Origin of the sequence: Pseudoalteromonas neustonica, assembly GCF_001653135.1 — a bacterium.
Classification (GTDB): domain Bacteria; phylum Pseudomonadota; class Gammaproteobacteria; order Enterobacterales; family Alteromonadaceae; genus Pseudoalteromonas; species Pseudoalteromonas neustonica.
The window spans coordinates 66980-79529 of record NZ_BDDS01000009.1 but is presented as its reverse complement, the minus strand read 5'-3'; the positions used below and the strand labels follow the sequence as shown (position 1 = coordinate 79529).

The following is a 12550-nucleotide window of genomic DNA, read 5'->3' as shown; positions in this document are numbered from 1 at the left end:
CTTATAAGCTCTCAAGGTTGGCAAGGAATCCCTTCACCATATTAACTCGGGAAGGATTACCATTAAATGCATCAACGGATAAATGGGATTTACCCTATACAATGAGGGGGAATTCGACTCTCGATTTTTCAAAAATAGTGTTAGATGGAGTTCGCTGGGGTCTTAAATTCTATATTAAAGACCGTATTGAGCGAGTTTCAACGCATGCAGGTTATGCTGCTTTTCACGATGTATGGAGAGAGTTTCTTCGTAATGATACTTTGCTACTTCAATCAGCAGGAAGCAGCTTACAAGATAGGCTAATATCTTTAATAGAGTCATCTATTTCAATTGCAAGAAAAAAACACCGTCTTTGGGCACTTTATAGACCAATACAATGGTACATTTATTGCGCGGAGAATTATCCAGAACTTGGCTTTAGCCCTGCTTATGCATTAGAGCTTGAGGGTATGAGTATTCCCGCTAATCCAAAAGGTGAAGCGGTCAGAATGGAAGATCCTGATAAAGGGCCACTTCATCGTTCACTCGAGTTACCTCTTCTCATAGCTGCGCTGAAAAATGATACAAGCCAAGAGTTAGAACACTTACAGCAAAAAGCAGCGGTTGCATTATCAATCGCCTTTGGTCGAAATCCTGCAAACCTCACGTATTTACGTGAAGAAGACTTTATTGATTTAACTCCTGAATCTAATGAGCGCTGCTGCATCTTGAAAATGCCAAGAATCAAAAAAAGGCAACTAAATCCACGTGATGATTTACTAGATGAGTACCTTGAGCCTTTGTACGGTAATTACATAATGGAGTTAATCCAAAAGAACTCCTCAACTAATGTAATGCTGGAAGACGAGGGTGAGGCTATTCCAAACCCTAGGCCTCTGTTTTTGAATCAAAAAGGTAACAGTGCAGCTATAGCATCCAAAGACTTTGAGAATGCGTACAATGTAACTAGCTCTGATATAACAACTCTATTAAAGAAGTTTGTTATAAGGCATAAAATTATATCTCCTGTTACAAACAGCTTGTTACAAATAAGTACTCGACGATTGAGGTATACACTAGCAGTAGGGTTAGCCTCAGAAGGCATTAGCAAAAAAGAGCTAGCTAGAATATTAGATCATACGGATACCCAACACGTTCTCGTTTATTTTGAAATGGCAGGTAAGATTGTGGAACATTTAGATAAAGCCGCAGCGAAAGGGCTATCAAGTTATTTGCAGCTTTTTAAAGGGCGAGTAATAGATCTTGATGAAGAGGCTGTTAATGGCAACCGTGTTGATAAGCACATTGCTTTCGTTGATGAAGAAAACCCTGAAGAACAAGCTGAAATTGGAGTTTGTGGCGAAGGTAAACTATGTCATTTAGACCCTCCTTATTCATGTTATTTATGCCCTAAATTTCAACCATATCGACATGCTGACCATGAATACGTACTCGAATGCTTACTGCAAAACAGAGAAAAAAGACTCGAAAAGTATGAGAGTTCACGCTTAGGAGTTCAGTTAGATGATGTAATTGCCGCAGTCGCTCAAGTAACTGAGTTATGTTCGGAGGCACAGTAATGGCTGATGGACGCTCAAAAAGAAAAAGTAAAGTAATTGCTTTCATTGACCGGCTTGGACAAGACCGTAATGAAAACTTCAATACATTAATATTAAAAGCAAAAATGTTGGAGTTAGAGGGGTTTGATGCAATAACTTGGAAGGATGACACTTGGAAAATAACAGCTGGAAGACTAACTAAGCTAACAGGAAGGAATACTAAATCATCATCATTTAATTTTATATATTCACCAGCATTAGGCGGGCGGACTATCACTGGTAAATGGGCTGATCTAGCAAAAGCGTTGTTTATCGTGAGGTTTCATCGCAAACACCAATCAGCACCAAATCAAAGAAACTTTATAACTGCTTTAGGTTATATATCTAACTCGGCAAATTTGCTAAATCAAGATCTTCAAACATTGACTCCTGAATCGCTTGATCTCGCTTGTAAAGATATCTCCATGCATTACAGTGATGGGGTTGCATACAATCTTCACAAAGCCGTAGCCGAAATTGCAGGTCATTGTGATGCTAATGGATTGTGTAGAGTAACCTTTAAATATAAATACTCTAAGATGAAACGTCCTGAAAGTACTGGAGGAGTAGGTCATAAAAGGCTTGATGATCCTAAAACAGTAGAGACAAAAAGTGATAAATTAATAGAGCCTGCTGTATTTAAAGTTTTAGGGGAGCTGTACCAAAAGGTTCCAAAGGAACATAAATATCGATTCTACATATTACTACTAACGCTCCTCGCTTGTTTAGGAAGGCGTTTTAGTGAAATTGCACTTCTACCGCATCAAAAAGTTAAAACGGATTCTGACGGTCGAGAGTACATTGAATATTTCCCAAGAAAGATATCGCAAGGTGACGTTTTTACGCCTAGGCGTAAGCTATATATGCCAAGTGACGTGCTACCTATAGTAAGGGAAGTCATGGATGAATTGGATAAGCTCTGCTTTGCTGCTCGTGATACAGCAGCTGAGATACTTCGAGTTAACGGAGCAGACATTAGATTTTTAAGTACACTTTGTGAAGATCAAAAATTATATAAATCGGATCTCAAAGCTTTGGGTATATCACCTACAGTAATTGGTGTTAATGGATGGATAAGAAAAAATGGTTTGGCAGTCAAAGATACACAGAAACTGACAAGCGATGGAAAGGTTGCATCCCGGCAGCCCTTTTATACATTTAAACAAGGAATAAAAAAGTATTGCGAAAAAGATTATGCAAGCGAGCTGATAGTACCAATTCATATAGATCAAAATGGCACAGAGTATTTTCTTAAAGATTTAATGCTCGTAAGGCATCAGGGACTTTCTAGCGGAAGCTATTCTCATTGGTTAGCGACGCAATGTACTCATTCAATGTTGACTACTTTTTTGCGCTACTTTCCTAAATTAGCAGAAGAGTATGCGTCATCAAGTATAGAAGTCGATTTCACCAGCCACCATTTTAGACATACATTAAATACCCTTCTAGATGAAGGTGGTTTAAGCGACCTACTTCAAACTGAATGGTTTGGCCGTTCAAACCCCAAAGATACAAAAGCTTACCAACATACTAGCCGTGAAAAACGTGCATTAATGTTAAGAGAAGATATAAAGAAAGGCCGTGTAGGTGGAAAGCTTGTTGAGCAAATTATGGCTATACCTGTGACTATTCAAGATACGGTTCTCAAAGCTCGTATTCAAGCTGTTCATGATGTTGGCACTGGTATATGTGTTCATAACTTCTCTCAGACGCCATGTGAGCGTCATTTACAATGTTCGGCAGATTGTGGCGACTATGTATGGGCAAAAGATGATAAAGGCAGGTTAGAAGAGCAGAAAAGACAGTTTGCATTGACAAGCTTAGCTAGGGAAACAGCAGAACAGCGCTTAAATACTAAAAAGCCTAAAAAAAGCAGTGATTGGCTTGCGCACAACGATAAGAAAATTAAAACGCTGAAAGCCCAACTTAATGATAATGGGGTGGTTAATTTTGATCCTAAAGAATACCTTGAGGAGTTAGCTGGTGACAAATAAGCGATTTCGAAGAATGAGTGATAGCGATATTAAAGGTATTATTGCAGATTTAGACCGTTGGGCATTAGGACATTTAGGTTCAAAACTGACGTGGTCTATTTTGGAAGAAAGGTTTGGTTTTTCTAGGCAATCATTACAAGCAAAATCTGAGATAAAAGCGGCATATGATAATGCTAAACATGCATTGTCAGGCGGTCTAGTTAAGTCGAGGGAGCAAACAGGTAAAGAAAACGAACAATTAATTTGTGAAATTGAACGTCTAAAAAAAGAAATTGAAGAATTTAAACGTAAGGAAATTAACTGGAAAAAACGATGGCAAAGAATCGCTTTTCATATAAGACAAAAAGGTATGCAGGTAGCTGCGATTGATCAAAGTATTCCAGAAAGTGCTGATGAACCTACAGAAAGAGAAACTACAAATATATTAAGGCCGTTCGACAAGGATATTCCACCTTCAGGGAGAGTTTAAAATGAGTTCAGAGTTAAAGAAACAAAGCAATCCATTTTCTACTGGAGGTGGTGGCGTCAATTTTGAAACAAGGGTCCAAGCCGCTTTTGCGCTCTCACTGTTAACAAAATCTCGTGTGCCTTGTTTATCACAAAATATGAAAGGCAAAGAACTGAAGTTTCAGAACAAATATGATGGTGTAAATACTGATGATTTTGTTTTGGTTGCGACAGATAGAAATAATAACGAAAGTAAACTTTATGCGCAGATTAAGCATGAAATAACTATAAGTGAATCTATTGATTCAATGTTTGCGGAAGTTATTAACAGTGCATGGAAAGATTTTAATAGAAGCGATTTTAGTATTGAAAATGATTCGATAGCACTAATTACAGGAGTGTTACCTAAGTTAGATGTTAATAATACCCTTCCAATATTGGAGTGGGCTAAGTATTCATCAGATTCTGCTGACTTTATAAAAAAATCAAAAACCAAAGGTTTTACCAGTAACGCGAAGATTAAAAGAATAGATATATTTAGGACACAACTAACTAACGCTAACGAAGGGAATGCTATTACTGATGATGAATTATGGCGTTTCTTAAAGATATTTCAGGTTATCTCTTTAGATTTAGATGCTAAATATTCAGTTGTCGCAAACTTACTGTGCTCTTTAATTCAATGTTATTCAGATGAATCACCAGCCCTAGTTTTAGCTAAGTTGGTTACTTGTGTGCAAGAGATTAACCAGAATGCGGGGGTTCTAACTCAAGATAATGCCCCCCAAGAAGTTAAATTATTATTTGGGTCGCCAAGTAAAGTAAATTTTGAAAATGATTTTTTAAAGCTTAAAGAGCGTGGAGACCATATATTTGATGGAATATCGAGCTCTATTAATGGTTTTCATATAGATAGGGCTGAGCAGATAGCAGAAATATCTGAACTGTGCGAGGTAAATGACTTTCTTTTTGTTACTGGCGCTAGAGGTGTTGGAAAATCTGGAGTTGTAAAAGACTTTATCTCAACGAAAGGTAAAGATGTTCCTGTTTTCTATTTAAGAGCTGAAGACTTAGATAAAAACCATCTTAACGATGTATTTACATCTATCGGAATGAGTTCTACGTTAGGGCAGATTGAAGGGTACTTCTCGTTACTTAAAGAAAAAATACTTGTTATTGAGTCTCTAGAAAAAGTTTTAGAGTTAAATTATCAAGATGCATTTATTGATTTACTTCAATACATAAAAAAACAAACGGGTTGGACCATTATTGCAACGGGCCGCGATTATGCATATCAACAACTTACTTTTAATTATCTTCAACCTAGTACTATCCAGTTTGACAGTGTGAATGTGGAAGAGTTTACTACGGATCAAGTTGCACAAGTCAGTGAGCATATTCCTGAGTTAACAGGGCTTATATCTAATGACTCGTTAACTGAATTGCTTAAAGTACCATTCTTTATCGAGATTGCAGTAAGAGCCATTGGTAATGGAGCACTATTTAAATCTGGTGATACTGAAGTCGATTTTAGAAATACTGTCTGGGCAACGGTGATTTCAAAAGAGGCAGATAGAAAATCAGGAATGCCAGATAAGCGAAGAATAACTTTTATTGATATTGCAAAACAACGAGCGAAAAAAATGTTGTTTGGTATCAGAGCTAGTGAGTTTGATCCTGAAGTCGTTGCTAAATTGGAAGAAGATCATTTAATTCACCGTGATCAGAGGTCTGCCACGATCAGCCCAATGCATGATGTATTAGAGGATTGGGCATTAGAAGAATACATTGAGAGCGAATACGTTGAAAATTCACATGATGTAATTAATTTTTTATCAACTATAGGTAATGAACCTGCAATCAGTAGGGCTTTTAGGCTATGGCTATATAGGAAATTAAAAGCTGGTGATATATTTACTGGGTTTGTTGCAGAAGTGTTAACTTTGGATGGTGTAGAAAGCTACTGGAAGGACGAGGCTATAGCAGCGATAATGCAACACAGCTCGCCAGAAGACTTTATCTATCCTCTAAAATCTCAGCTTCTTAAATATGATTGTGCGCTACTAATTCGCTTTTGTTTTATTCTCAGAATAACCTGCCAAAGACCAAACTCATTATATAGCGATTTACTGATTAAAGATGAAAAATCAGGGATGTTAAAGTATTTGTTCTTACAGCCTTATGGTAATGGTTGGGAAGCATTGTTTAATTTTATTTATGAAGTTAAGCATAATTTGAGTAATTCTATGAGTAATCAAATTGTTGAATTGATAAATGAATGGTGTGGTCTCATTAATATATATGATGATCTGCCAAAAGCGTCTCGTAAGGTTGGCTTATTGTGTTTATGGTTGCTTGAACAGGTTAAAGATTCTTATTGTGATAAAGGGGGGAGAAAAAAAATACTTAATGCTCTATTAAATGTTTCAACAGCAGTTAAAGAAGAGTTTGATGTGTTAATGACGCAGGATGTTTTTATATCCAAGGTAAAGTCTAGAAGATTAACCTATGTTGACGAGCTGGCTAGTTTAGCCCTTATAGGCACTAACGTTCCTATGTTATGCAAACTTAATCCTGACTTTGTTGTTAAGCTTTCATTGCATGAATGGCTACTGGAAACACCAGAAGAAGATGAGTTTGGCTATAGTTCTTATGGTCGACTTGATGTTGAAGAATCCTTTGGTTTAGATAAAGAACGAGATTTTTTTCCTGCAAGTGGTTCTAAAGGACCTTTTAAGTACCTTCTCCAATCAAAACCTAGGCTAGCGTTAGATTTTATTATTAAATTATGCAACCTAACAGCGCAAAAATATTCTGAATCTGAATTCGCTAAACCTTATGATAACGAAGAAGACACTATTTATGCCTACGAAACAGTAGCTAAACAAGTCGATATAATCCTCAATGATGGCACAGCAGTGAAACAGTATGCTTCTCCCCATCTTTGGAAGGGCTATAGAGGACAGTCTACGTTACCATACTTATTGCAATGTGCTCTTATGGCATTCGAGGGCTGGTTGGTTGAGTACGTTGACAACTGTAGCGAAAATAATGAAATAGATTGGATTTTTGACTATGTTCTTCGCTCTAGTAATTCAGTAATGCCTACATCTGTTTTATCCTCTGTGGCAACAGGCTTCTCAAATAAAGTAGGAGAAGCCGCCTTTCCTTTACTTAGATCTGCGGCTTTATATCATCTAGATATTATTCGAATGGCACAAGAAATGGGCAGAAACGAAATCCATTTCTTTGGTCATGATAGGGATGCATTGTCGAAAATCTATATAGAGGAGAGAAGAGAGGCTGCACTTAGACCATGGAGAAATGAGTCATTAGAAACATTGTTAACAAGGCTTCAATTCGTAAATGAGCTAAGGGATGAAGCTTTAAAAATTGTTGATGAGTTGATAGGTGAAGCGACTGCTAGTAATGAAAAAAAACTTCGGTATATGGTACACAGAGTTGATACAAGGACTTGGGAGGCTGTTGAAGATAAAGATAATGAGCGAATATTTCTTCAAAGCTCGTCTGAGCTTCCGGCAGATTTAAAGCAAGATCAACAAGAGTTTAATAAAAAGCATATAATTGATAACACCATAACTAGTTTAAATTTATGGGGACGAAAATTATTCGAAGAGAAATTACTCGAAGAAAGATATTTCTCCTCATATCAAGATGCATTAATAGCAGCAAAAGAATTACTCATTTCGCTCCAAAAAGGTGAAATTCGCAACTTTGCCAATATGGCTGTTGGTACAATAACAACTGTTGCTGCCGTTTGTGTCCGTGATGTTCTTTTAAGCTTAAGCGATGAAAATAAAGAGTGGTGCCTAGGAATTATCTTAGAGTCAATACATATGCACGCAGATAATTTGAATGGAACAACAGCCCATGATAAGACTGATTATTATGGCTCTGGAGCGTGTGCATTTGTTTTGCCTAAATTATTTGATTTAGAGCTAGATTTAGAACAAGAAGAGCATTTGAAGTTTGCTTTGGCAACAGCATTAACCCATGAGAACCTTAATGTTAGTGCTTATGCTGCTAAGGGAGTAAGGGAATTTCTTTGGTCAAGAGACGCTGAATTAGCATCCAGTTGTATAGGTGGAATAGTTGAGTATGCCAGATTACGAAGAGAAGATAGTGTGCAGCGTAGGTTTTACCATCTACAAGGTGATGAGTTGCAAGCAGCTATCGAAAAATGGAATGCTCTTATAACAACATTTCGCAATGAATTAGTTGATGGAAAATTTAAGCTTTCGGTTAACGATATTTCTTTGGAAAGCCATTGTTCATGGTTTCTTCATTTACCAATGTTAATGGTTCCATATTGCACTACGGATGATATTCAGATTAAGTTGGTTAACAGGTTAGTGAATTTTGTATTTGATACTGAATATCAAAATCATCATTCAAGTGGTGAAGAAAAAATAAATCATGACATAAAAAAACAGATGCAAGATTGCCTTTCGGAGCATGTTATTTATTCAAGAAATAATAATTTTGTGCCCTTTAAAGAGTTATTGGTCTTGGGGTGTTCAAAAGCCCCCAGCTTTATTTATTCGTTAACACTCTCATATCATGTCGCTGTGGAAAAAGAAGATGATTATGATGCTATATGGACACTTTGGAGCTTGTTAGCACCAGAAGCACATAAGATAGCTTTGAATGATGTTAATGATCGTTATATAGGTTTGCAGAATGATTTAAATCAGCTATTACGTGGAATGATGTATGCTGATTGCCCTTGGCAAGGTAACGAGAATGAAGAAAGTGATATGAAACGAGGAGCACATTATTTATTAGAGTTTGCAAATGAATCTGCAAACAATAGTCATGTATTTGAAGCATTAGCATCATTAATGTATCAATTTCATGGGGTGTTCTTCGATAAAGGTATCCACTTGTTAGCCTCAAAATTTGCTGATAACTCAGGCCTTATAGCTAGGCAAGTCAATACAGCTTATTATTTGGAAATGGCAATAGGGCGCTATTTACAGGTTGAGAATAGAGGAATATTAAACCGAAAAATGTATAGCTCATGCCTTGAGTTACTTAATGGAATTGTAGAGACTGGCTCTGCTAGGGCTTATTACCTTCGAGAACACATGATTCGGTCAAGAAAAATATCAACTTAAAATCAATTAACTATAAAGTGATGAAATAATTTAATGTCAGAAATTTGTACCTACTATTTTTTATTAGATGACGAGCAAAAAAACAATAACGAGTTTTATAAAGCTATTTGGTTAGGTCATGAAAGATCAGAGTATATTTCTGAAGCTTTGATCCCTAAATATGTAGAAGATGGCCCTATCGTTTCTTTTGTAAAAGTCTTTGATAATCATCAGTGTAAACGTTGGAAGGTTTTATTGGTTGAGCGAGATACTAAGAATGTGTACGTATACCTGACGCACCGAAGCGGTTCTTTTAAAGAAGAATACTTATCTACTACTCATAAAAACAATCATTCGGTTACAAGTAGGCTTCAGTTGGGAACATTAGTGGAGGTTGACTTTGGGCATATTCCAGAGGTCTATTGCAGTAATGGTTACAGTAAACAAAATTGGTATTATTTTGATTCAATTCATCCGGGTGAAATGCATAAAAGGCGATTATGCGCAGTAATAAAGGCTCAAGCAGGCTCTGTTCAAGTAGTACCTATTACTTCAAAAGAGCCTAAGTCATCAAGTGATAAATCTATTGTCGAAATTGGCTTTGACTCTTTAAGCTCACTTTCAGGGTATAATGATCCTAAAATAAGAAGTTATGCCATATGTAATATGGTTATGACGGTTGCATCTTCGAGGGTGCTTCCTCCCAACGCATCTCATAATAGTCCTCGTGTTTTTCGGGATATTAAATATCCATCAAAACTATTGTCTATAGACAAAAGGAACCTAACTGAAGCGCTTTGTCACTCTATTGGCTTCGGTGATTACCTTTCATTAAAAGATAAAGTTAGTAGATATTTTATTGATAATGGAGAATTGGTAAGTGAAAATACCCGCTTACAAAGCCTGTGTAATACTCTAGAGTTGGATAACCAAAGGTTAACTGAAGTTGAGAGTAAATATAATGCTCTATTTGAGATAATGGTAGACTGGAAAAGGAGTTTAAAAGATTACTCCGCTGAGGAAGCTGTTGCGGATATAAAGGGTGAAATTGAAGACTACCGAACGATCCTTGAAGAGTAAATCGTGATTGACAAAACATGAATTCATAGCTAGAATTCACTATAACAGGTAAGGGGACTGGAACGGCTTCCAGCCTTACGACGCTGTAAAAAGCTCAGCCGACTAATTCAAATTAGATAAAATAACCGCTTTTAGCGGTTTTTTTATGCCTAAAAAATATTCTATACAGTTACATACCACGAACGGTGGTATGTAACTGCCTATCAAGCTTTAAAATGATTGACGCTCATATTGGGTCATTCTTGAATTATCAATAAAACTAAAAGGGTTAGATAAAAAATCTTCAGGTAATTCAAATAGTCCAGCATACTTGCTCTGTCTTCAGGAAGTTTTTTTAAGCCTTCAATAATACTTTGATCGAAGAACTCTAAATCTACATGGTTTATTAATCCGTTTTTCATTGATTGAATCAATTTACTCTTATCTATTAGTTCAATAACATTTATTAGGCTAGGTGATACAGCAATGTATAAAGTGACATCATCATTACCACTGCGAAGTCTAGAGATACCAGTAGTCAAGTTGATATGTTACTCTTTGAAAATTATACTATTTATCAAAAAGAATCGTAATGAAATTATATAGAGGTTTAGGAAGTCCCAAGGAAGACGGTATACACAAAAACTGGTATTTGGATAAAGCACGTAAGCCAAGAGATTCATATACCAACGTCCATCAAGTTGCTGATGATTGGTTTAATAAAACTTTTGGTATAAAGGCTAGGAGCCAGACTATTTTTTGCAGTACCTATATTGGGCAAACCAAAGATTATACAGGTACGCAAGGGTATACGGTTGAAGTTACAATACCAGATGATGAATATACATTAGTCTACAGTCCTAATGTACACGACTTTTGCGAAATTGAAGACAAGATAAGCAACCTCAATAATGATGATGAAATAATTACGTGGCTTCAAAAGCAGGATTATAGAAGGATAGAAGACATACATGAATTACCTAGTAACTTTAAGGGAGAAGTTATGCTCTATTGTGAAAGATATTCAATTAAGAGGGTCTGAAATGGATGGTAATAGACAGCTCCTTGGAAAACTTGGCTTACTAGAGATTAACGGTTATAACTATGAAAAATCGCTTGGAGGAGGAAGTGCATTAAGTAGTTTGTATGTAAAAGGAGGTGAAAAAGTTGTCTTTAAATTTCTAATTGCTCAGAGAAATGATATTGAACTAGAGAGGTTTAAACTTGAGTATTCTGTTCTTGAAAAAAACAAACTAAATTATGTTCAAGGTGGAGAAGGGTTATCAGTTGAGCAGCTATTCCATGGCCCAATTGAAAGTTATCCATTACCTTATATTGTGGAACCATTAACGCACAAAATATCTAATATGGTGAGTTATTTTGGCTATAAATATGAAGAGGGAGTTTTACTTAGTGATCTTGATACTTCAGAGTATACAATGGAATCAAAAGTAGCTCTTCTGTATCGATTAGCTTCAGCGCTAAACTATTTCAACCTTACAGGCTATTCGCATAGAGATTTACATAAAGAAAATATCTTGCTTTTATCAGAGCCTGATATGTGTAAATTTGACCGGGATACGACAGATAATAATCCAAAAATAAAGTTCTTAGACATGGGGAACTGTCAAAGGATGGATAACGCTCACGGCTTTTATATCCCTATTTTACGAAACCTAGACGAAGAAGCTGTGTTTAAGGATAACAATCGAAGATGTCTGGCTTCATTTGTTTCAATGCCCCCTGATTTTTTAGAAAAAGGAAAAGACATTGAAAATTACGATACATGGGGAATTGGAGTATATGCATATGAGCTTCTGTTTGGTGAACTTCCTTTTGATGCAAATGAAATAAGTGATATTACTTCACTGAGAAATCACAGGCAGTTTTCTGCTAATTACCAGACAAACTTAAATTCTGTAAGTTTAGGTTTAAAGTTAATTTTGAACCATCTTTTATCTCCAAAAGGAGAAGAAAGACCTAAATTAGAAGCCATCGTTCGCTTATTTAGTTGGTTAGTACATAGAAAAGAAGAGTTTATAGATAGAAAGTTTATTAATCAGGTTATACATGGAGAAGGATTCGATCCTAATCATGATCCGAGAGACGATTATTACTAATTCTTTATATGAAAAGTGTAAAGTTAATTGTGTATTTATTACCGAAATAAGATGTAATAACGTGGTTAACTTTACATTACTTTTGATATGCCATTTAAGTTGCTGTAAATAATCGCTTTTATATTTTTTATATGAACTACCGTTCTAGCACACAGTTAAAGTAAGAATGTTGAAAAATTCTCTAGAAAGCCGCTAATAAGCGGCTTTTTTAGTTTTATTAGAAAGTAGTCATACCG

7 protein-coding genes are annotated in these 12550 nt (G+C 36.0%); all 7 read left to right on the top strand.

Features of this window, described 5'->3' with window-relative positions; genetic code table 11:
* The first annotated feature begins 17 nt into the window (after positions 1-17).
* The 7 genes from A7967_RS13965 (at position 18) to A7967_RS13930 (ending at position 12314) form a co-directional block, all read left to right on the top strand.
* Complete coding sequence (locus A7967_RS13965) at positions 18-1559, top strand: site-specific integrase (RefSeq protein WP_054204861.1); 1542 nt, start codon at positions 18-20, stop codon at positions 1557-1559.
* Positions 1559-3571: an integrase gene (locus A7967_RS13960; protein ID WP_054204860.1), complete on the top strand. Its 2013-nt coding sequence runs from the start codon at positions 1559-1561 to the stop codon at positions 3569-3571. The genes A7967_RS13965 and A7967_RS13960 overlap by 1 nt, the downstream gene beginning before the upstream one ends.
* A 13-nt stretch (positions 3572-3584) precedes the next feature.
* Positions 3585-4040 (top strand): hypothetical protein, encoded by a 456-nt coding sequence (locus A7967_RS13955; RefSeq protein WP_054204949.1) that lies wholly within the window; start codon positions 3585-3587, stop codon positions 4038-4040.
* 1 nt (position 4041) lies between these two features.
* Positions 4042-9156, top strand: a complete 5115-nt coding sequence (locus A7967_RS13950; RefSeq protein WP_054204859.1) for a P-loop NTPase family protein — start codon at positions 4042-4044, stop codon at positions 9154-9156.
* Positions 9157-9189: 33 nt separating this feature from the next.
* Entirely contained in the window at positions 9190-10215 is a 1026-nt protein-coding gene (locus tag A7967_RS13945; protein ID WP_054204858.1) for a type II toxin-antitoxin system PemK/MazF family toxin, read from the top strand.
* A gap of 571 nt (positions 10216-10786) precedes the next feature.
* Entirely contained in the window at positions 10787-11236 is a 450-nt protein-coding gene (locus A7967_RS13935; protein WP_054204856.1) for a hypothetical protein, read from the top strand.
* Positions 11208-12314 carry a protein kinase domain-containing protein gene (locus tag A7967_RS13930; RefSeq protein WP_167349704.1) on the top strand — a complete coding sequence of 369 codons (1107 nt, stop codon included), beginning with the start codon at positions 11208-11210 and terminating at the stop codon, positions 12312-12314. The genes A7967_RS13935 and A7967_RS13930 overlap by 29 nt, the downstream gene beginning before the upstream one ends.
* Positions 12315-12550 lie beyond the last annotated feature (236 nt).

Excerpts from the sequence above, each read along its gene's own strand:
- A7967_RS13960 (WP_054204860.1), top strand. The coding sequence starts at position 1,559 with ATGGCTGATGGACGCTCAAAAAGAAAAAGTAAAGTAATTGCTTTCATT.
- A7967_RS13955 (WP_054204949.1), top strand. The coding sequence starts at position 3,585 with ATGAGTGATAGCGATATTAAAGGTATTATTGCAGATTTAGACCGTTGG.
- A7967_RS13950 (WP_054204859.1), top strand. The coding sequence starts at position 4,042 with ATGAGTTCAGAGTTAAAGAAACAAAGCAATCCATTTTCTACTGGAGGT.
- A7967_RS13945 (WP_054204858.1), top strand. The coding sequence starts at position 9,190 with ATGTCAGAAATTTGTACCTACTATTTTTTATTAGATGACGAGCAAAAA.
- A7967_RS13935 (WP_054204856.1), top strand. The coding sequence starts at position 10,787 with ATGAAATTATATAGAGGTTTAGGAAGTCCCAAGGAAGACGGTATACAC.